The sequence below is a fragment of the Emticicia sp. TH156 genome, from assembly GCF_002855535.1.
Taxonomy (GTDB): Bacteria; Bacteroidota; Bacteroidia; order Cytophagales; family Spirosomataceae; genus Emticicia; species Emticicia fluvialis.
This window is the reverse complement of sequence record NZ_PKRS01000001.1, coordinates 762,693-782,249: the sequence shown is the minus strand read 5'-3', so window position 1 is coordinate 782,249 and position 19,557 is coordinate 762,693. Positions and strand designations below refer to the sequence as shown.

General features: G+C 41.9%; 19 protein-coding genes. 7 read left to right on the top strand and 12 right to left on the bottom strand.

Annotated features, from left to right (window positions below; translation table 11 throughout):
* Window positions 1–32 precede the first annotated feature (32 nt).
* Window positions 33–1,955, bottom strand: coding sequence for a sensor histidine kinase KdpD (locus C0V77_RS03325; RefSeq protein ID WP_158237876.1), 1,923 nt, complete (start codon window positions 1,953–1,955; stop codon window positions 33–35).
* A gap of 155 nt (window positions 1,956–2,110) precedes the next feature.
* Here C0V77_RS03325 and C0V77_RS03320 point away from each other — a divergent pair, with 155 nt between their 5' ends.
* A complete protein-coding gene (locus tag C0V77_RS03320) occupies window positions 2,111–2,956 on the top strand; it encodes an SGNH/GDSL hydrolase family protein (protein WP_101724875.1) in 846 nt (281 codons plus the stop codon).
* A 12-nt stretch (window positions 2,957–2,968) separates the two neighbouring features.
* On the top strand, window positions 2,969–4,054 hold the full coding sequence (locus C0V77_RS03315; RefSeq protein WP_101724874.1) for an aminotransferase class I/II-fold pyridoxal phosphate-dependent enzyme: 1,086 nt from the start codon (window positions 2,969–2,971) through the stop codon (window positions 4,052–4,054).
* On the opposite strand, the gene pyrR is transcribed toward C0V77_RS03315, so the two are convergent.
* Window positions 4,043–4,576 carry a bifunctional pyr operon transcriptional regulator/uracil phosphoribosyltransferase PyrR gene (gene pyrR / locus C0V77_RS03310; protein ID WP_101724873.1) on the bottom strand — a complete coding sequence of 178 codons (534 nt, stop codon included), beginning with the start codon at window positions 4,574–4,576 and terminating at the stop codon, window positions 4,043–4,045. The two genes, C0V77_RS03315 and pyrR, sit on opposite strands and share 12 nt — an antisense overlap.
* Window positions 4,577–4,711: 135 nt before the next feature.
* On the opposite strand from pyrR, the gene pth reads away from it, so the two are divergent.
* The 3 genes from pth to C0V77_RS03295 all read left to right on the top strand — a co-directional run bounded on the left by pth (window position 4,712) and on the right by C0V77_RS03295 (window position 6,689).
* Window positions 4,712–5,272 (top strand): aminoacyl-tRNA hydrolase, encoded by a 561-nt coding sequence (pth, locus tag C0V77_RS03305; protein WP_101724872.1) that lies wholly within the window; start codon window positions 4,712–4,714, stop codon window positions 5,270–5,272.
* Between the two features lie 241 nt (window positions 5,273–5,513).
* Window positions 5,514–5,975 (top strand): hypothetical protein, encoded by a 462-nt coding sequence (locus C0V77_RS03300; RefSeq protein ID WP_101724871.1) that lies wholly within the window; start codon window positions 5,514–5,516, stop codon window positions 5,973–5,975.
* A 171-nt stretch (window positions 5,976–6,146) separates the two neighbouring features.
* The gene (locus C0V77_RS03295; RefSeq protein WP_101724870.1) at window positions 6,147–6,689 is read left to right on the top strand and encodes a hypothetical protein; all 543 of its coding nucleotides are present in this window, start codon (window positions 6,147–6,149) and stop codon (window positions 6,687–6,689) included.
* Here the strand turns inward: C0V77_RS03295 and C0V77_RS03290 are convergent.
* From C0V77_RS03290 to purQ, 6 genes are all read right to left on the bottom strand, one after another.
* A complete protein-coding gene (locus tag C0V77_RS03290) occupies window positions 6,686–7,432 on the bottom strand; it encodes a YgcG family protein (protein WP_101724869.1) in 747 nt (248 codons plus the stop codon). The two genes, C0V77_RS03295 and C0V77_RS03290, sit on opposite strands and share 4 nt — an antisense overlap.
* A gap of 39 nt (window positions 7,433–7,471) precedes the next feature.
* Window positions 7,472–7,906 (bottom strand): TPM domain-containing protein, encoded by a 435-nt coding sequence (locus tag C0V77_RS03285; RefSeq protein ID WP_101724868.1) that lies wholly within the window; start codon window positions 7,904–7,906, stop codon window positions 7,472–7,474.
* A gap of 89 nt (window positions 7,907–7,995) precedes the next feature.
* The gene (locus C0V77_RS03280) at window positions 7,996–8,577 is read right to left on the bottom strand and encodes a LemA family protein (RefSeq protein WP_101724867.1); all 582 of its coding nucleotides are present in this window, start codon (window positions 8,575–8,577) and stop codon (window positions 7,996–7,998) included.
* 111 nt (window positions 8,578–8,688) lie between these two features.
* Complete coding sequence (locus C0V77_RS03275; protein ID WP_101724866.1) at window positions 8,689–9,981, bottom strand: DASH family cryptochrome; 1,293 nt, start codon at window positions 9,979–9,981, stop codon at window positions 8,689–8,691.
* A 107-nt stretch (window positions 9,982–10,088) separates the two neighbouring features.
* Entirely contained in the window at window positions 10,089–10,700 is a 612-nt protein-coding gene (gene udk, locus C0V77_RS03270; protein ID WP_101724865.1) for a uridine kinase, read from the bottom strand.
* 2 nt (window positions 10,701–10,702) lie between these two features.
* The gene (gene purQ / locus C0V77_RS03265) at window positions 10,703–11,389 is read right to left on the bottom strand and encodes a phosphoribosylformylglycinamidine synthase subunit PurQ (protein ID WP_101724864.1); all 687 of its coding nucleotides are present in this window, start codon (window positions 11,387–11,389) and stop codon (window positions 10,703–10,705) included.
* Between the two features lie 156 nt (window positions 11,390–11,545).
* On the opposite strand from purQ, the gene C0V77_RS03260 reads away from it, so the two are divergent.
* On the top strand, window positions 11,546–12,691 hold the full coding sequence (locus C0V77_RS03260) for a carbon-nitrogen hydrolase family protein (protein WP_101724863.1): 1,146 nt from the start codon (window positions 11,546–11,548) through the stop codon (window positions 12,689–12,691).
* Here the strand turns inward: C0V77_RS03260 and C0V77_RS03255 are convergent, their stop codons facing one another.
* The 4 genes from C0V77_RS03255 to C0V77_RS03240 all read right to left on the bottom strand — a co-directional run bounded on the left by C0V77_RS03255 (window position 12,692) and on the right by C0V77_RS03240 (window position 17,702).
* Window positions 12,692–13,873: a PepSY domain-containing protein gene (locus C0V77_RS03255; protein ID WP_101724862.1), complete on the bottom strand. Its 1,182-nt coding sequence runs from the start codon at window positions 13,871–13,873 to the stop codon at window positions 12,692–12,694.
* Between the two features lie 101 nt (window positions 13,874–13,974).
* Window positions 13,975–16,341, bottom strand: coding sequence for a TonB-dependent receptor domain-containing protein (locus C0V77_RS03250; protein WP_101724861.1), 2,367 nt, complete (start codon window positions 16,339–16,341; stop codon window positions 13,975–13,977).
* 175 nt (window positions 16,342–16,516) lie between these two features.
* The gene (locus C0V77_RS03245) at window positions 16,517–16,900 is read right to left on the bottom strand and encodes a DUF983 domain-containing protein (RefSeq protein WP_101724860.1); all 384 of its coding nucleotides are present in this window, start codon (window positions 16,898–16,900) and stop codon (window positions 16,517–16,519) included.
* A 7-nt stretch (window positions 16,901–16,907) separates the two neighbouring features.
* The gene (locus C0V77_RS03240) at window positions 16,908–17,702 is read right to left on the bottom strand and encodes a sulfite exporter TauE/SafE family protein (protein WP_101724859.1); all 795 of its coding nucleotides are present in this window, start codon (window positions 17,700–17,702) and stop codon (window positions 16,908–16,910) included.
* Window positions 17,703–17,922: 220 nt separating this feature from the next.
* On the opposite strand from C0V77_RS03240, the gene C0V77_RS03235 reads away from it, so the two are divergent.
* Window positions 17,923–19,533: an amidohydrolase family protein gene (locus C0V77_RS03235; RefSeq protein WP_101724858.1), complete on the top strand. Its 1,611-nt coding sequence runs from the start codon at window positions 17,923–17,925 to the stop codon at window positions 19,531–19,533.
* Window positions 19,534–19,557 lie beyond the last annotated feature (24 nt).

The window sequence follows — 19,557 nt, the reverse complement described above, 5'->3', positions numbered from 1 at the left end:
TCTGAAATTACATTCAGAAGGTTTGTCAGATACTAAGCAATTTTGGCATTCAAAGGCAGATATACCTCAAAGCGGCTGCCGTCACCGGGTTTACTGTCAACCTGTATAATACCCTGATGAGACTCCACCATTTTCTTCACATAACTTAAACCCAGGCCAAAGCCTTTTACATCGTGCAGGTTGCCTGTGGGAACCCTGTAGAAACGTTCAAAAATCTTGTTCAGCTGGTCTTTAGTCATCCCGATACCTCTATCGGCAATAGTTATTTTCAGGTAATCGTCAATATTTTCTGTCTTAATGGTAATTTCGGGGTTTTCAGGAGAATACTTGTTGGCATTGTCGAGCAAGTTAAAGATAATATTGGTCAGATGCACATCATCTGCTTCAATTTCCGGATGCTCAGCATCCAGCTCCAGATGCACTCTTCCGTTTTTCTGTTCAATCTGCACGCTCAGGTTGTGCAGCACCTGCTCAATGGTTTCATGAATATTTACACGCTCCATTTTTAGTTTTACATCCCCTTTGTCAAGCAATGCCATTTGCAGCACTTTTTCAACCTGTGTACCCAGTCGGCGGTTTTCATCCTGAATAATATTCAGATATCGGGTCATCTTGCTAGTATCTTTCTTTACTTCATTGTCTTTCATCACCTCAACAGCTAACGATATCGTTGAAATAGGCGTTTTAAACTCATGGGTCATGTTATTGATGAAGTCGTTCTTGATAGTAGCCAGCTTTTTCTGTTTCAGCATTGTATTTACGGAGGTATAAAATATACCGCCAATCATCAGAATTAACAGAATAGAACTTGCAAAAACGGTCCACATATTACTTAAAATAAAACCCTGGGTATCAGGAAAATGCAAATATAAATAGTGGTTTTGAGGTTGCAGGTCGCTTGGAAACAACTGCGCCTTATAAGCATCTTTTACAAAATCAGAATTCGGGTTGGTGGCAAAAGATGCAAAAATCATATTAGAGTTATCTTTAACCACATATTGATAAGGAATAATGATGCCCTTACTTTTCAATGCCTTTTTCAATAAGGTATCGAGCGAAATACGGTCAAGGCGCTCATGAATATCACGAGAACCATGAATCACGTCTGTTAATACATCTTTAACCAGTTCGGCTTTGTTTTTTGTGCGCTCAATATTTTCCTGCTCTTTAATAATAGCCTTTGAAACCTCTTCTGGTTTTTCGGCGGTTTTCCGTTTTGTGGGCTTCACAAGTGCCAGATTCAGGGTGTCAATAGATGGAAAAGTATAAGAGTATCCAAAACTGATTACGCTGTTGGTTCTGTCGTCGCCACCGATGCTTATCTGGTGGCCTTCCTGGCTATGCTTGTTTACCGACAACATCTGGCGGTTAAACTCCCGTATTAAATCTTCGGCGGTTTTCTGGCGTAAAAGGTTGTTTTTCATTGGCTGGCTCAGGTCTTCTACCACCAGGTTTTGCTCTTCCAGCATTTCCTTTATCAAATCCATTTGCCGTACAGGTATTTCAAACAACTGCACACCGCCGAAAACATCGGTAGCAGCCACTGTATTATTACCTTGCTTACGTATTCCGGTTGCAGGGCCAGTAGCGATATGCGGATTAAACCTGTCAGCGCCATTTGAAAAATTTGTTACAGCAGGAGCCTCTGCGCTAAACATCAGGCCGAAATCTTCCGGTTGTTCAGGTTTTAAAGGTTTAGACACATGTTTTTTCTCTTGTTGTTTCTGAGTAATTGCCAGTAGCTTTTTCTGTTCTTCAATTTTCATTTGCTGATTAGCCAGAAAAATAATCTCCTGCTTTTCTATTTTTTTGACGGTTTCCTGTAGTGCATCGTTTACGTTGCGGTCAAATTGCTCCTGCCTTACTGAAATGGCATTCTCTATCCAGTACCATTGAAAGGTGATAAGCCCAATCATGGCAATAAGCATAAATATGATAATCTTTCTGAAGTTCATCTGCTGGCTCATTAAACGCAAACCTGATACATTATATAAAACAAAGTTTATCCACGAAATTAACGCCAAACAAATGAAAATTTGTCTTATTTAACACTTTTTAACATCAGATATTATCATTAGGTTTACAGTTTTAACATTTATCAGATCCGCTAATGCTCTGGCTTTTATTAATTGCAACACTATTGGGGCTTGCTTGTGTTTATGCGTTTTTTTGGAAGAAAATCGCCCGCAGTAAACCAGTCAATTATCCTTCGTCGGAGAATCGGAAAAAACTTGATACAACAAAAAAAACACTGGTGTGCCTGGGTGATAGCATTACCCAGGGCAATTTAAGTTATAACTGGGTTGACGTTCTGGCGGAAGCGCTTCCGGATATGCAGGTTTTAAACGCGGGCATTAATTCTGACCTTACCTTTTCTATACTGAACAGGATAGAAGACGTAATTGCCAGCCAGCCGGATTATCTGATTGTTCTGGTTGGCACTAATGACGTAAACGCAACCATGGGTTTGGCAAATCTGAATAGTTATAAACAGTCTGGGAGGATTTCGAAAGACACTATTCCTGACTTTGGTTCGTTCAAAAACAATTATCGCGCAATAGTGAAGTTGTTAAAGCAAAAGACCCGGGCGCAAATAGCGCTGGTATCATTGCCGGTAATGAGCGAAGACCTGGCACATGAAGCCAACCGCAAGGCAGACGATTACAGCCTTTTTGTTAAAGAACTGGCAATAGAACAGGGTATAGGGTATGTGCCTTTCAGAGAAAAACAGAAAGAATATCTGGTGGCAAATCCGCATGAGGGTATTTATACGTTTGAAGATACCACCAGATTATTTATGCTTTCGTTAATCAATCATTATATTCTGGGTAAAGACTGGGACTCCATCAGTGCTAAACATGGTAACCTGCTTACGCCAGATAACCTGCACCTCAATTCTGTTTCTGGCAGCATCTTGCTTGATTTAGCCAAGGCATTTATTATTTCAGCCAGATAATGCACATAACCCATGCACAACCACTTTACTATACATCAGCAGCCTGCAAACAAGATAGTACTAAATGAGCAGGAATATCACTTTTTTAGTGGCACGTCGTATCTGGGTATGAATCAGGATGCAGCGTTCAGAGATTTACTGATAGAAGGCCTGCATCAATATGGTTTGTCATTCGGCAGTTCCCGTAATGGTAATTTACAGCTGGCAGTTTACGAAGCCGCAGAAAACAAGCTGGCAGCCTGGGTAGGGGCTGAGGTGGCCCTGACGCTGTCGTCCGGCATGCTGGCAGGGCAAGTGGTGGCACAATACCTGAAAACGCAGCAGGTGGCCTTTTTCTATGCACCACAGAGCCATGCAGCCAACTTTCATGAGCCTCAGTTGCAGCTACCCGCCATGAGTTTTCAGGAGTGGTCAGAGCAGATAGCACAGCAAATAAATGATACAAATGCAGCACATTCGGTTATTGTATGTAATTCAACAGATGGTTTAAGAGCAACAGCCTATCCATTTGGCTGGGTGAAAACTTTACCCACAAACAAGGCCATTACGCTGGTTATAGACGATTCTCACGGGTTGGGTATTACCGGTAACAATGGCGCAGGCATTTTTCAGCAGATAGAAGTAAAGCCTAATGTAGGCCTTATTGTTGTTTCGTCATTACATAAAGCAATGGGGATTCCGGGTGGCGTTGTTTTTAGCGACAAGCAAACCATAAACGCCCTTAGGCATACTGCTTATTTTGCCTCTTGTTCTCCTATTGCTCCGGCTTATTTATACGCCTACCTGAGAGCAGATGAAATCTACAAGCGTAATTATGAGCGTTTGCAGAAGAATATCGGGCGGTTTGTTTCTCAACTGCAATCAGCGCAGTCTTTGTTTGGGTTTCAGCCAGCTTATCCGGTTTTTTACACCAGCCATGATAACCTCTATACTTACCTCTTTAAAAACGGCATACTTATTTACAGCTTTGCTTACCCGGTTAAAACAGGCAAGCCTAATACCCGTATTGTTATAAGCGCCTGGCATACAGAAGAGCAACTAGATTTTCTGGCTGGTAAGTGCAGGGCATTTGCAGAGGGTAGGCCATTAGCCCATTAACCAGATTTTGTCTTCTTCGTGGCCTTGTTCTTTCCACTCTACTAACACCCGCTGGCTGTCTAGCGTGTTTACTTTCATGCCGGTGTAGTCTGGCTGAATTGGCAAATCTCGCACATACCTGCGGTTAATGAGGCATAGCAATTCTATTTTTTCAGGTCTTCCAAAAGCCTGCATGGCATCAATAGCAGCCCGAACCATTCTTCCGGTTGCCAGTACGTCATCTATCAGAATCACTTTTTTGTTTTCAATCACAAACGGCACTTTGGTTTCGTTGGGTTTAAGTGGCGAATCTCTCCGGCGGAAGTCGTCACGGTAAAAAGTGGCATCCAGATAACCCAATTTAATCGAAACGCCAGTTTCTTCCTTTAGTTTTTGCGTTATTCGCTCAGCCAGGTATATACCACGTGGTTGAAGACCCAGTATTACCGAATTAGAAAAATCTTTATGGTTTTCAATCAGTTGCTGACATAAACGGTTAATCGTGATGTCAAGAAGCGGATTGGTAAGAATAAGTCGTTTCATACAAAAATTAATAAATAATGGAATTGTAATTGTGTGATTGATGTCTATTGTTAAAGATTGTCGTCAAATTTTAGGAACTTTGCCGACAAATTTATCGACTCATTTTCTCATTCACTAATTCGCTCATTAAAAAAAATGAAATATCTGATTGCCGGGCTCGGAAACATTGGTCCTGAATATGCTTTCACTCGTCATAATGTAGGTTTTATGGTGCTAGACCGCCTGGCCGCACAAAATAACTTCAGTTTTAAGATGGAAAGGCTGGCCTATACAGCCGAATTTAAGCACAAAGGCCGCCAGATATACTGTATCAAGCCCACTACTTATATGAACCTGAGCGGCAATGCCGTAAACTACTGGTTGCAGGCATTAAAAATACCGGTTGAAAACCTGTTGGTGATATGCGATGACCTGGCTCTGCCCTTTGGTAAACTCCGCCTGAAGACCAAGGGCTCGCACGGTGGGCAGAACGGTTTAAGGAATATTGAAGAAAAGCTGGGAACGCAGAATTATCATCGGTTACGCTTCGGAATCGGCAATGATTTCCCTTCCGGAAGGCAGGTAAATTACGTTCTGGAGCCTTTTAGCGAAGATGAAATGAGCCAGTTGGTCGCAAGATTAGACCGAGCCGACGACATAATTACCAGTTTTTGTACGATTGGCTCCGAACGAACAATGAATTTTTTCAACGAATGATTGTATTATTTAAAGAATTTTCATATTTGTCAGTTTTGGAATTTTATATAAGTTGTATTTTTCTAAGACGAATAAAATTCTGTTTTCGTATTTGTTAAGTGTGTAAAATTCTGATAATATCCCTTATGTAAGAATATATTTAGAACAATATTCGGCGCCGGTACGGATTGTGTATTTGGATTATATTAATTTTCGCTGTAGTTTTGCATCGTTATCCACAAGATAAAAATAGAACAAAACAATGAAAAATTCATTTAAATCCGTTATATTTGCAGTTGTACTTGGGTCATTCTTGATTTCTGCAAATATTGTAAAAGCAAATGACCGTGACTCAGCCAAGAAGCAAGTGATGTTGGTAAAAGGTGCTGAAGTAGATTTCGCGAACTTCATGTCGAAAAAAGCGAAAAAATTTGTAAAGACCGAAGATTGGGGTATATTTGTAAATGTTGTAAACCTGTATAATGCCTCTCCTGCCAAATTTATGGCGTTGAGTTCAGCTCAGAAAGCAGCATTTAACGAAGCAGCAGCTAACATTGAAACGAAAGTTTCTAATCTACGTGGCGAAGAGGCAAAGGCCTGGAGAAACAAGGTAATAGCTACTACAAAGATTATTAACGTGCTGTGGAACTACCAGTCAAACGTTGAGCCAATTGAACCAGAAAACGCAGTAAGCCCGGTTGTGGTTGAAATGTTAGGTCGCTAAGGCTCAACTTAGCAAAGAATTAAGTTTTTCATAGTTTAATAGGTTAGGGTTGAATAGATGGACACTTACCCCACTGCTTCTGGCGGTGGGGTTAAGTTTTTTACAGGGGTTTGTGTTTTACTCCGGAACATCTGACCCCGTTATTTGCGTTATAAACTAAACTTCAACCTGATGCGCGTTTTATTACTTCTATTGCTCTTTTTAACGGCTTGTACCGAAACTGAAAACAAAATACAATCAAAGGCTTATTATGATCTGGCGGGTTTGTTCAACGCGCACATCAGTCGTCTGGCATCTGGCAGGCCTCAGGTAGAAAAAACAGTGTTAATAAAAGATAAGCAAGAGAAAATTGTAACCGGCAAAATTGACTGGCGCAAAGAACTGGATTTATTTCTGCAGGCAGACCTGAACAAGCAGTCGTATCAATCAGCCTATACAACACATCAAACACAGAATAAGATAGCATATAAGCTAAAAACAGGAGAAAAAATGCCCGTAAAGCATTTGTTGATCAGGTTTGATACCAAAGGCTTGCCACAGCAGATTGAAGCCGAAATTTACGTAAGAAACTACCTGTACGAGTCCGAAAAAAAGCTGAGTGCAGATTTTGAAAATAACCATTTGAAAAGTTATCGTATTGCAGGTTATCAGCAGTTGTTTATTGGTAGCAAGAAGAACTTTTCAATTGAGGGCAAAATAAAAGGAGACTATTAATAGTCTCCTCCGGCGCCGCCGCCACCAAAATCTCCTCCGCCAAAGCCTCCGAAACCACCGCTATCTCCACCGCCTGACCAGCCGCCAGACGAACTTCCCCAACCTGTGAAAGTGGTATAGGGTATCCAGCCACCACCACCGCGATTACCGTGGTTTCCGCCTTTACCCCGGCTAAGGATGGCAATAATAACAAAAATGATGATGATAACAACCACAAATCCCAGCCAGCCACCATCTTCTTCATCATCTTTATCGGCCTTAAATTCGCCTTTTGCGTAATTAATAATTTTATCAGTAGCCACGTCAAGCCCTTCATAATATCGGGCTTCTTTAAATCTCGGCTTTATGTCTTTCTCAATGATACGTTTACTGTAAGCGTCAGTTATAGTGCCCTCCATGCCATAGCCGGTGGCAATAAATACTTTTCTGTCGCCGGGAGCCCATAAAATAACAATACCGTTATTTTTGCCTTTTTCTCCTACACCCCATGCTTTACCAAGTTTAAAGGCATATTCGCTGATATCATAAGGCTGAACGGTCTTTACTATTACAATCGCAATTTGTGTAGAGGTGGTATCATAATAAGCCTTTAGCTTCGCTTCCAGTTGCGCGGTCTGTTCTGGGCTCAGAAGGCCACCCACAAAGTCATTCACAAATCGGGCAGGGTTCGGCTTTTCCGGTATATCCTGCGCAAAGGCCAGGCTTTGCAACAAAAAAAATAATATGAGCAGTTTTTTGAACATTTTCTAATGGTTGTTTACACACAGGTAAACATTTACAGGCTAAGGTATAGGGTCGGTTGAGATATCATCAGATAATTCGTTGATGTCGTCAGAACGATACGGAAAAAACTTCTTTAATTGATTTCCCGTTTCCCGGATTCCCATCTGCAGGCCTCCGGCAAAATCTTCCAGTAAAAAGTATTGTCTCATGCTGTCTCTGATACCATCCCAGAAGTTGGTGGGTACCACCTTATCAATGCCTTCGTCTCCCCAAACGGCAAACTTATGGCTTCCGTAAGCCAGATAAAACAAAACCCCGTTGCGTTGGGCGGTTCTTTCAAGGCAAAGAAACTGAAACACCTGTCTTGCCCTTTCAGTGGGGTCTTCTGTAGGGCATATTTCTTCAACATGCACTTTTACTTCGCCAGAAGTGTTCAGTTCGGCATCTTTAATTGCCTTCACAATTCTCTCTTTAGCGATTTCCGTCAGAAACATGATTGTATGAGATAAGATGTGCTGAGAAACAAAACAGCACATACAGGCTTTGGTTAAGCCTGTATGTGTCTGAAAATACTTCTTTAAAATCAGAACTTAACGGTTGGTGCAGCCTGGGCAGCGTCTGATGCCTGGAAGAAGCCTTTCTCGCTAAATCCGAATATTTTTGCAAAAATTACCGCCGGGAAACGCAATGCAGCAGTATTGTAGGTTTGCACGGCTCCGTTAAACTCATTACGCGCCACGCCAATTCTGTTTTCTGTACCTTCCAGTTGAGACTGTAACTCCAGGAAATTCTCGTTGGCTTTCAGCTGCGGATACTGTTCAACACTTACAAGCAAACGGCTCAAAGCCCCGCTTAACTGGTCTTGCGCTGCCTGAAACTTCTGAATGTTTTCAGGTGTAAGGTTCTCAGGGTTTATTTGCATAGAAGTGGCTTTAGCACGTGCTTCTATTACTTGTGTGAGCGTGGTTTTTTCAAAGTCTGCAGCTCCCTTTACTGTACTTACCAAATTAGGTATCAGATCTGAACGGCGTTGGTATTGCGTTTGCACATCAGACCATTTACGTTTCACTTCCTGATCTTTTTCTAAAAGGCCATTGTATGACGAGCAACCATAAACGCTTAAAAGTAAAATAATACCAATTATAATTAAGGTGCTTTTTTTCATTTTTTCGAAATTTTGTTTGTTTACTGAAATTTGATTCAAATGTAATAATTAGCAGATGATATGCAAGAATTACATATAACAAGTGGATTAAAACCGTTATAAGCGGACGTTTTAACCCAACCACAATTGTATGTATGCCTGTTGCAATTCTGTCGTTTCGGCCAGATTGCCCACTTCTGAAATTTCATCATCCAATAAATCTCTGCCCGTGTCTGCTATGAGATTCCAGTTACCCCAGTTGCTGCAAACATCATAATCGGTCAGCACACTCTCAAAGTAGGTGGCTCCCCAGGTCCAGTCTATGCCCAGCTCTTGTATCAGATGCTTGGCAACGGCTTTTCTGCCCGTTTCAGACATATAACCAGTCAGGCTCACTTCTTTCATGTTAGCATCAACAAATGGTATGCCGGTTTCTCCTTTTACCCAGGTATCAAACGTTGGGCGGTGGCGTTTCCATGGTTTCATCAGGTCGTTTTTTATACCACTGGCCTTAAACATGCGTGTACCATATTTTAATGCCGAAAAGTGATAGAAATCTCTTTTGAGTAACAGTATTATTAACCAATAAGCAGACTCTTTGTTTGCTGTATCGGCTTCAAAACGTTTAACTTCTTCATAAACTGTGCGAGCCGAAATGCAACCGAGGCTTAACCAGCCCGATAGTTTTGTAGAAAAATCGGCACCTAATAGACCGTCTCTTGTTTCTTTAAAGGTTCTCAGCAGGTCTTTTTCCCAGATATACTCATTAAGCCTGGCTAGTCCTTCGGTTTCACCCCCTGCAAACTGAAATGCTGCCCGGGTATCGGTTAACGGGGCAGTTTCAAAACCCAGCTCCTGATAGGTCGGCAGGTTACCGGGCTCAATACAGTCAACCACGGGCAATTGCCCGGGGGATTCAAGTGTTTGGCGTACCGGAGTTGACCTTTCAATTTTTTTCTTAAATTCGGCAAAAGTTGCCGGTATAAAGTTTATCTGAAAGGGCAGGTCGCGGGCATGAAAAAGCGTGGCCGACCATATCAGCTCTATCTCGATATTCATCGGCTTCAGTATTTTTGATAAAGAAGCTTCTATGGTGGTTTCGTCCTGCGTTACTTCTTTGCTTGCATAAACTGCAGCAGCTTCGGTGTCTTTTGCTATTTTTGCTATTATATCTTCCGATATACCCCTTCGTATTATTAAATCAGAGCCTTTTTCCTGAAGGTTTTTTCGAAGATTCTCAACGGCTTCCAGCAGAAATTTAGTTCTGAACGCCCCTGTTCTTTTAAAGCCCAGAAAGTTTTTGTCGAAGTATCGGTCATCAAAAACATAAACCGGAATTACATTGCCTGCTTTAGAGGCCTCTAAAAATGCCTCGTTGTCATGAAGCCTTAAATCGTTTCTGAACCAGAAGATTATATTTTGCATGAGGATTATTAAAAAGTTTGATGCTAATGTCTGGGGTTTGGTTGTAAATCAATGGCTTACACAAGCCCCGTTAGACAGAAAAAGCCCTCGGCAGAGGGCTCCTGGATTTATAGTTTTGTCTTTAAAAAGGCGGTCAGAATTTCCAGGCCTTTCTCAAAATGTGTATTATTATTGATGATAATATCTGCGTCATACTTGGTGGGTTCTATAAACTTCTCATAAGTGGGTGCCACGTGGTTTTCCCAGCGGTACAACACATCTGTTAAGTCGTAGCCACGCTCGTTTCCGTCGCGTATAATCCTTCGTTTAATCTTTACGTGTTCGCGTGCGTCAATAAATACTTTCAGGTCTAGCAGGCGTGATACTTCAACTGAATGAAAAACAAAGATTCCTTCAACTACAATGATAGGCGCCGGATTGAAGGTCAGAATTTTAGGAACAATACTCGGGTTATTAAAGGTATATTCTTTCTGCTGAACCACCTTTCCGTTTTTCAGGTCTTCTACATGCTGGGCATATAAGCCAAAATCTATAGCCTCGGGTAAGTCGTAGTTCTCAATGTTGTTCAGGTCTTTAGGCACTAAAGCCTGCGGACGGTAATAGTTGTCCTGAGAAATAAGACAGATATCCTGCGCCGAAAATGAACTTAACAACTGATGCAGAAAATACGTCTTTCCGGATGCGCTCCCACCTGTAATACCAACAATATATGGATTCATGCTTAAGCCAGTACTTGTATAACTTGTTCCAGTATAAATCGCCCGTCAATATTGCCCAGTGCTTCGTCAGAGGCGCGCTCAGGGTGCGGCATCATGCCAAATACATTTTTTCCGGCATTTGTTACGCCTGCAATATTTTCAATGCTGCCATTAGGGTTCGCTTCGGCAACAATATTGCCTGCTTCATCACAATAGCGGAACAACACCTGGTCGTTGTCGTTAAGTCTTTTCAAGGTGTCTTCATCAGCAAAATAGCGGCCATCGCCATGGGCTATCGGTATTTTAAACGCTCTGTCTTCCAGGCCGGCCGTCAAAAGCGCAGTGCTACTTTGTGGTTTCAGGTAAACATTGCGGCAGATATATTTTTGCGCAATGTTTTTTAATAAAACACCCGGTACCAGCCCGGCCTCTGCTATTACCTGAAAACCATTGCAAATACCCATTACATACCCACCCCTGTTGGCATGAGCGATAACCTCGTTCATAACAGGCGAAAACCGGGCAATGGCTCCCGAACGGAGGTAGTCTCCATAAGAGAATCCACCCGGTAATATAATAAAATCACAACCTTGCAGGTCATGGTCTTTGTGCCAGATTTTAACAATCTCTTGTCCAAGATTGTGTCTTAAGGTAAAAACGGTATCGTCTTCACAATTGGAGCCGGGAAATACTACTACGCCGAATTTCATAATTTAAAATCCCGAAAGCGAGCCAGGGGATTGTTTTATTTTTAGTAAATAGGAAATTTTACGCAAAATTATGAAAAATCTATAGCATTCAGCCTAATATTTTTCAGAAATTGCTGGTAGATATTCAACCGCATCACATTTAGTATTCCTACCCGAATGAAAACCACTAGAAAAATACTTCTTTCTGCAGGCAGTGTCTTGGTATTATTATTAACTTTTTATTTGGTATGGGCCAATACAGGCCTGGGTTCTGAAACAAAACAAAGCTTGAAGATTGATGCCACTGCCTCTTACGGAGACTCAAGCAACAAAGGGAATGTGGTTGGCATACAGGCGTTTGTAGAGCCGGTTGATTATGCCTCTGAAGCGAATTTTAGAAGAAAAATAAGGTTTTATATGGAAGAAGCCAAAAAGAAAAACTGGCTGATACCCAATAAATCGATTGTGGTTTTTCCTGAGTACTTTGGTACTTGGCTGGTAGCCTTACAGGAAAAAGAGCGTATTTACAGCACGCCTGAAATAGAAGAGGGTATGCAGACAATGGTGCTGCGGAATGCAGGCAGGTTTCTTGCAACCTTCTTGAAATGCCCCCAAGACGTACAGGATAAGTTGAAATACAGCGTCTTTGCCATGAAGGCGGAAGTTATAGCCAGGGTGTATCAGGATACATTTGCTTCTTTGGCTAAAGAATACAAGGTTACCATTGTGGGTGGGTCTGTTTTATTACCTGACCCCGTGGTTGAGAATGGCTTGCTGAAAACAAGAGGGGGGCTATTGTATAACACATCAGTAGTTTTTGAGACCGATGGCACTATTAATCCGCAATTAATTAAAAAGGCCTTTCCAACAGCCGATGAATTAGGGTTTATTTGTCCGGTAAAACCAGAGGCCATTCCTGTATTCAATACAGGTGCTGGTAAAATGGGTGTTTTGATTTGTGCAGACGCGTGGTTTTCTGAGGCTTACCAGACATTAAAGAGCAAAAGCGCCGATTTTGTGATAACGCCGTCGTACTCTAATGGTTATGGCTATTGGCAACAGCCCTGGAGCGGGTACTCCGGCTCAAAAACACCTGAAAAGGCGAAGGCTGATGTAGGGAAAATATCGTTAGGAGAGGCCTGGGTTAAATATGCCATGGCTACCCGCGCCAAAGAAGAGGCCGGAATAAAAAAAGGAATCAATGTTTTTCTTCAGGGAAAACTCTGGAATTTAGGCGCTGATGGTTCAACCATTGTGCTGAGCGACTCGGCACATGCCACACCCTTTGTTGGTAAGTCGGCTTTAATAAACCTTTGGCTGTAATTAGGCCATAGCCAATTGGTTTTTTTTAGCTGATGACACCTTTTTACTAACCTTTTTATATTTACGCTGATACCATATCAGAAAGCCTGTAACAGGCAAAGAGGCGGCAAACAGGCTTGCAATAAAAGCAAGCAGCTTACCTGCAAAACCAAAGTTCTGGCCGGTGTGTAAATCTCTGTTGGAGTGTTTCAGCTTATCTGCCGTAGAGTAGTCTTTAAAGAGTTCGGTCTTAAGTACCGCACCAGAGTACTGATCAAACTCAAAAACATTGCTTTTTTTGTAAATCTGGTATGGATATTTAAGATTTACCTTTATAGTTTCTTTATCATTTTTGGCAAAATTAATATGTGCCTCTTTCCAGCCTCCGTAGGCCAGAGCCACGCTTGAAAGCGCATCATCAGGGCTAAAAACCTTGCCAGGTTGGTAAATAGAAATGGTCTTTTTTTGTTCTGGCATTTTTTGTCCTAAAGCAGCATAGGTAATTTTCTGAACTGGTTTAATGGCCCACCAGATGCCCGTCATGGTTATTACAAACAGAGGTAGCAGAAAATAAAAACCCAGCACATTATGAAGGCTGTAATTGAGTACCTGAAACTTGCTCTTAAAATTAACAGTAAATGCAAACCTGCGTTGGTTTCTCTTACGTGGCCACCACAAATACAGACCCGAAAGCAGCATTACAAGAAAAACCACCACATTTATTTTAATAATCCATTTGCCGGTTTCTCCCAGAAGAAGGCTTTTGTGAGTATCTTCTACCAGATGCATAAAATCGTACTCCAGATTATAGCGGCCAAGTAAGGCGCCCGTATACGGGTTGAATCCAAAGGCTTCTTTTCTGTATTCTTTTTCTTCTTTATTGCCTTTGGCGGGCTTTGCTTTAGCATCCGCTAATTTTACAATAACAGCGCGTGTTGCATCTGAGAAAACCCTGACCTGGTCAATTTTTTTATCGGGGAAAGCCCTCTTTGCCTCTGTCTCAATAGTAGCCAGCGATACCCTGGCCGATTTTGACGGTTCAACAAACCGATATTTTCTCAGGGTTAGGTCACGAATCTCTTCTTCAAAAACAAATAAGCATCCGGTAATAGAAACAATAAATACTACAATACCGCTAACAAGCCCACCCCAGAGATGGATCTTACCCAGCCAATATTTTATACCGTTGTTTTTCTTTGCCATGAGTTAAAAGAAGTTATTTATGCAAAACAATTTTAGATTTATAATTATTAAAAATAATCATCTGTATTTTTAAGAACTATTCATATCTGAACGGTCTCAAATCAGAAGTTCACCGATGCACCTACACTAAATATTCTGCCCTGGGTGTGTTCATAAGTATTAGATACCTGCGTAGCAGTATTCGTGTACTTATGCTTTTTGAGGTTATCGAAGATATCAGTAGCACGTAAAAACAAAGCATTGTTTTTACCGAAGGTTTTCTGAATACCGATATCCACAAAATGTACTTTTCCTTCCCCTTCCTGTACTGTATTTTTTGGCCCTACCCAATTGCTTATAATCTGAGCGTTTATTTTTGAAGGCAGGCTGAAATCGGCAAGAACTTTGGCTGTCCAGGCAAATTGGTCTTTCAGTTGGTCACCATTATTGATGTCATCCGAGCTGATTTTCGACCAGAACCTTGAGTAATTGCCGTTAACATTGAGCCACCCGCCTATTTTTGCTGCCGATACCAATTCAATACCGCTGGTTTTAGCGCCCCGCAGGTTAATTTGTTTTTCAGTAAATATGCCATTTTCTTCGGTAATGTTTTTTTGAATTAAATCGCGGATATCACGCAGAAAAAGGTTTGCGCCTATGTTAAAGTCTTTTATCTGTGTAAATACACCCATTTCGTAAGCCCAGGCGCGTTCAGGGCGTAAATCGGGGTTTCCTACTTTTTGTTCAGTGGTGCTTTTTATTTCAACGTAGGGGTTCAGGTCATTAAAACCGGGGCGGCGTATTCTTCTACCCACAGATGATGCCAGATACGTTTTTGAAGAAAGAAAATACTGCACATGTACAGAAGGCAAAGCGGTGGAATAATGGCCGTTGCTGTAGTTGGTCTGAGAGCTGGCTTTGGTTCTTATATCGGCTATTTCATGGCGATACCCAAAATTGGTTTTCAGCTTTTCGGTATGCCATTGAAAAGTAGCATACATGGCGTTTACAGATTCATTTGCTTCAAAGTTGTTCTTTCCCTCATCTTTAGGTTTCCAAGTATTACTTTTCTCATCATAGGCATCGGTAGTTCTGGCTATGGTTCTTGTTGTATAAAAGCCCTGATATCCAACTTTAAGGGTTGTATTTTTTACAATTGATGACAACCAGTACAAGCCAGGCAAATGGGTGTTCAACGAAATCCGGTCTTCTACCTTTTGCATTTTAGGCGTTTTGTTCAATACCGGTTCATTGGTTTCCAATAATGCATATTCGTTCTGGTTCTGGGTTTTGTTTTCGCCAGACTTGTTATAGTTATAAGCCAATTGAAATTCATGCTTGCCCAGGTTTTTGGTAATTCGGGCAGATGGGCTGTGGAAATAAACCTTTCGTAACTCAGGAGACAACACAAATTTACCACTCTTAAACTTATTGGTGGCGTCAAATATGGTGGTTCGCTCTTCTTTCGATTTATCCTCGGTCTGGTCACCGTATAAGTATTCTGTGTAAAAATCCCAACCCTTGGTATTGTAGCCTAAAAATCCTTTGGCTGAGTTATTGGTAAACTTCTTGTTTTCGTTTTTCTTCTGGTTCTGAGCCTCAGTTTTTTCGCCTGCATTATTCAGTTTTAGTATTTCACCAGTACTTTTGTTTTCAACAATTCTGTATAAACGGTCAAAATTTGCCCCGGCAGTAAGGTTTCTGGCTCGGCCGTTTAATGAGAGCCCACCATTGTAGCCTCCCTGATGGTCTGCTGTAAAACTGGCTCTGCCAATGGTTTCATACAGCTTTGTTGCGGGTACACCCTTTTTAAGAATAATGTTTACAACGCCGTTTACACCGGCAGAAACCACATCAGCGGTTGGGTTAGCTAGTATTTCAATTCTTTCAATTTGGTTGGCAGGTATCAGATCCAGAACGGTTTCGCGGTTGTTTCCGCTTACACCTATGGGTTGGCCGTTAATCAGAACCTGCGTGTATCCATTCCCCAAACCTCTGAATCGGATGTCTCGGTTATGATTAGGGCTTCCGCCCATAGCAACGCTAGGCATGGCTTTCAGGATGTCGCCGGCAGTACCGCCATTTTGTGATATCAGGTCTTTGCTGGCATATTGAATGGTTTGGGGTTTTACTTTGGTAATACCAATATTGCCTACCACGTTTATTTCCTGCAATGTGTTGGTCGTTTCATGTAGCCGAATCTTAACTTCGGTTGGGTGGCCGTCAATAATTTCTATTTCCTGGCTGGCAGACTCGTAGCCAACCATCGTTACCAGTATTGTATGTTTGCCTTTTGCGATGTTTTTAAGGATAAATTCTCCCTTTTCGTTCGCTATTGTTCCTGCTTTGGTTTTTTTTACTGCAACGCTGGCAAAACTGACGGGCTGGCCAGCAGCATTAACGACTTGCCCCGTTAATTGTCCGTTTTGTGCATATAAAGTTGAGGTGGAGATTAAAAAGAGTAAAAAAGTAGTGTATAGATTCTGCATACTGTTTTGCTTTAGACTAATTCTAAATAGTGGCGCAAAATTAATAACAGAATACAAAAGCGCAATGTTTATTTAAAATAATTCTAAATAAACGTTGCGCTTTAAGTTGCTGAAGGGGTTATCAGCAGCCCCCAGGTGTGATTTTAAAAAAATCAAAAAGATTTAACAGAAAACGTTAGTGCTTATGAGTAGCACTGCCGGGTTCGTATTTGTTAAAAGCCTGCAACCATATAGAACGTGATAAACGATAGATGACAGGAAACAACAAAAACGTTAAGCCCAGATAGCCCAGAATATACCAAAGCCAGTCAACACGCTCTTCAAAAAACAGGTAATAAGCCACCGTGGCAATCACAAACAAAGCTATGTTAAACATATAGCTCACATACATGGCGCCGTAAAAAAAGCCAATCTCTCTTTCGTATTTCAGGCCACATTTGGGGCAATGTTTGTGCATGGCAGTTAGCTGCTTTAGCGCGTACGGATTGCGGTTCAAAAAAACCTCGCCTTCCTGGCAACGCGGGCATTTCATTTTTATGGCAGCTTGTATTTTGTTCATGATATGATTATTTTAGTAGTGTTTCTTTAACTATTATCCAACAGCCTATAATAAGAATAAACCAGCCAAATGCCGGTTTAAGTTTCTCGCCGTCTATTCTTTTCGACAAATAACTGCCAACCAATACACCTGCTACAGTGCAAAGTACAAATTCTGAAATAAACCTGTAATCCAATACAACCCCGGCCGAAAAATCGCCTATAGCGCCAAACATTGAATTAATGGTTATAATGAGCAGCGATGTGCCCACTGCCTCTTTCATGGGTAGCTGTGCAAAAATAACCAGTGCCGGAATAATCATAAACCCACCGCCTGCGCCTACTAGCCCGGTTAATATACCAACCAGAATACCCTCCAGAAATATCACCCAATAACTCACTTTGGTTTTTACAATTTCATTGTCTTTTTTCCGGCTTTTTATGGTTGAGTACGAAGCGCCAATCATCAGCAAACCAAAAAGAAGCATTACCATCAGGTTTTTACTGAGCGTAAAATGGTCAGACTGATAAATAACTTCCGGAATGCGAGGCATCACATACTTACGCATAATAAAAACCATAACAAAAGCCGGAAAAGAAAAGAAAAGCCCTTTTCTGATGTCAACCAGCCCTTTTCTGAAATAATCAACCGAGCCAACCAGCGAGGTAATGCCCACTATAAAAAGCGAATAGGTAGTGGCTGTGGAAGGGCTAACCCCCATTATATATACTAACACAGTAACGGTTAATATAGAGCCTCCGGCACCTATAAGCCCCAGAGTAATACCAATCAAAAACGCCAGACCAAAACCTACTATTTCCATAGAATATAAATGAAAAGTAGAACAGGGTTTAATTAACCATACTTTTCAGAAATGGTGCAATTTAAAGAAATTATGTCGGTTAATGCTTTAAAACATTGTATTTTTCAAATATACCAATTCGGTAGATATACTATTTTACGGTAAGGGGCATAAAAAAAACCCTAGGCACTTAAATTATCCTGAATCCTGATTATTTTTGTTAAAAACCTACCAACATCGTATGTATAAAAAAATTACACTTCTTCTGAGTTGCGTTACTTCTACCTTGTTTGCCCAGATTGAAAAGGCTCCGCCCAGGGCAGAGGGCGAATACGCCAATCGATTAATAATCAGAGGTGTTACCCTCATTAACAGCACCGGAGCACCACCCGTAGGCCCCGTTGATATTGTAGTTGAAAAAAACAAAATTGTGCAGATACGCCAGGTGGGTTACCCCGGTGTGCCTATTGAAGAAAAAAGCCGGCCCAAATTGAACACCGGCGATAAAGAACTGAACTGCACCGGTATGTACCTCATGCCCGGTTTTGTAGATATGCACGGCCACATTGGAGGTAAAGCCCAGGGAACCCCGGCTGAATACGTATTTAAACTCTGGCTGGCGCATGGTATTACCACTATCAGAGACCCATCAGCAGGAAACGGGCTCGACTGGACCCTGGAACACAAAAAGAAAAGTGAAAACAATGAAATAACTGCTCCGCGCATTAAAGCCTACACTGCGTTCGGGATGGGGGCGGATAAGCCCATCACAACACCTGAAGAAGCCCGCCAGTGGGTAAGAGCCAATGCCGCTAAAGGGGCAGATGGAATCAAATTCTTTGGTGCTGCTCCGGATATTTTCCGTGCTGCTTTAGAAGAAAACAAAAAGATTGGTCTGCGTTCGGCATGCCATCATGCACAACTGGAAGTAGGCCGTATGAACGTGCTGGCAACAGCTAAAGCGGGGTTAACAACCATGGAACACTGGTACGGCCTGCCCGAAGCGCTGTTTGACGAAAGAACCTTGCAGAACTACCCGCCGGATTATAATTACAATAATGAGCAAGACCGTTTTGAAGAAGCAGGCAAACTCTGGAAACAGGCCGCTGAGCCGGGCTCAGCCAAATGGTATCAGGTAATGGACGAACTCCTGAAACTGGATTTTACACTTGATCCCACCTTTAACATCTATGAAGCCAACCGCGAACTGATGCTGGCACGCCGTGCCGAATGGCATGATGAATACACCCTGCCATCGGTATGGCGTTTCTATGGACCCAGTCGTATCTCTCACGGGTCTTACTGGCTTAACTGGGGAACCGAGCAGGAGGTAGCCTGGAAAGAGAACTACCGTATCTGGATGCGCTTTGTGAATGAGTATAAAAACCGCGGCGGCCGCGTAACCACAGGTTCAGATTCCGGATATATCTATCAACTATATGGCTTTGCTTACATCAGAGAGCTTGAGTTGCTACGTGAGGCGGGTTTCCACCCATTAGAGGTAATAAGAGCTGCTACATTAAAAGGGGCTGAAGCGCTGGGTATGGCCGACCAGATAGGCTCGGTAGAAGTAGGTAAATTCGCCGATTTCGTAATAACAGAAGAGAATCCGTTGGCTAACCTCAAAACCCTGTATGGTACGGGCGCTATAAGGGTTAATGATAAAAATGAGGTAGTAAGAGTAGGAGGGGTAAAATACACCGTAAAAGATGGGGTGGTATATGACGCCAAAAAACTACTGGCCGATGTGCGCAAGATTGTAGCTGACGCCAAAGCGAAAGAAGAATTTGAGATAACCCAACCGGGCATTCCGCAAAAAAAGGCGGCAAAGGTTCAGGGTTCTACCAAATAACTGATTGGTAACAAAAAGGCGATA

Excerpts from the sequence above, each read along its gene's own strand:
- C0V77_RS03325 (WP_158237876.1), bottom strand. The coding sequence starts at position 1,955 with ATGAACTTCAGAAAGATTATCATATTTATGCTTATTGCCATGATTGGG.
- C0V77_RS03320 (WP_101724875.1), top strand. The coding sequence starts at position 2,111 with ATGCTCTGGCTTTTATTAATTGCAACACTATTGGGGCTTGCTTGTGTT.
- C0V77_RS03315 (WP_101724874.1), top strand. The coding sequence starts at position 2,969 with ATGCACAACCACTTTACTATACATCAGCAGCCTGCAAACAAGATAGTA.
- pyrR (WP_101724873.1), bottom strand. The coding sequence starts at position 4,576 with ATGAAACGACTTATTCTTACCAATCCGCTTCTTGACATCACGATTAAC.
- pth (WP_101724872.1), top strand. The coding sequence starts at position 4,712 with ATGAAATATCTGATTGCCGGGCTCGGAAACATTGGTCCTGAATATGCT.
- C0V77_RS03300 (WP_101724871.1), top strand. The coding sequence starts at position 5,514 with ATGAAAAATTCATTTAAATCCGTTATATTTGCAGTTGTACTTGGGTCA.
- C0V77_RS03295 (WP_101724870.1), top strand. The coding sequence starts at position 6,147 with ATGCGCGTTTTATTACTTCTATTGCTCTTTTTAACGGCTTGTACCGAA.
- C0V77_RS03290 (WP_101724869.1), bottom strand. The coding sequence starts at position 7,432 with ATGTTCAAAAAACTGCTCATATTATTTTTTTTGTTGCAAAGCCTGGCC.
- C0V77_RS03285 (WP_101724868.1), bottom strand. The coding sequence starts at position 7,906 with ATGTTTCTGACGGAAATCGCTAAAGAGAGAATTGTGAAGGCAATTAAA.
- C0V77_RS03280 (WP_101724867.1), bottom strand. The coding sequence starts at position 8,577 with ATGAAAAAAAGCACCTTAATTATAATTGGTATTATTTTACTTTTAAGC.
- C0V77_RS03275 (WP_101724866.1), bottom strand. The coding sequence starts at position 9,981 with ATGCAAAATATAATCTTCTGGTTCAGAAACGATTTAAGGCTTCATGAC.
- udk (WP_101724865.1), bottom strand. The coding sequence starts at position 10,700 with ATGAATCCATATATTGTTGGTATTACAGGTGGGAGCGCATCCGGAAAG.
- purQ (WP_101724864.1), bottom strand. The coding sequence starts at position 11,389 with ATGAAATTCGGCGTAGTAGTATTTCCCGGCTCCAATTGTGAAGACGAT.
- C0V77_RS03260 (WP_101724863.1), top strand. The coding sequence starts at position 11,546 with ATGAAAACCACTAGAAAAATACTTCTTTCTGCAGGCAGTGTCTTGGTA.
- C0V77_RS03255 (WP_101724862.1), bottom strand. The coding sequence starts at position 13,873 with ATGGCAAAGAAAAACAACGGTATAAAATATTGGCTGGGTAAGATCCAT.
- C0V77_RS03250 (WP_101724861.1), bottom strand. The coding sequence starts at position 16,341 with ATGCAGAATCTATACACTACTTTTTTACTCTTTTTAATCTCCACCTCA.
- C0V77_RS03245 (WP_101724860.1), bottom strand. The coding sequence starts at position 16,900 with ATGAACAAAATACAAGCTGCCATAAAAATGAAATGCCCGCGTTGCCAG.
- C0V77_RS03240 (WP_101724859.1), bottom strand. The coding sequence starts at position 17,702 with ATGGAAATAGTAGGTTTTGGTCTGGCGTTTTTGATTGGTATTACTCTG.
- C0V77_RS03235 (WP_101724858.1), top strand. The coding sequence starts at position 17,923 with ATGTATAAAAAAATTACACTTCTTCTGAGTTGCGTTACTTCTACCTTG.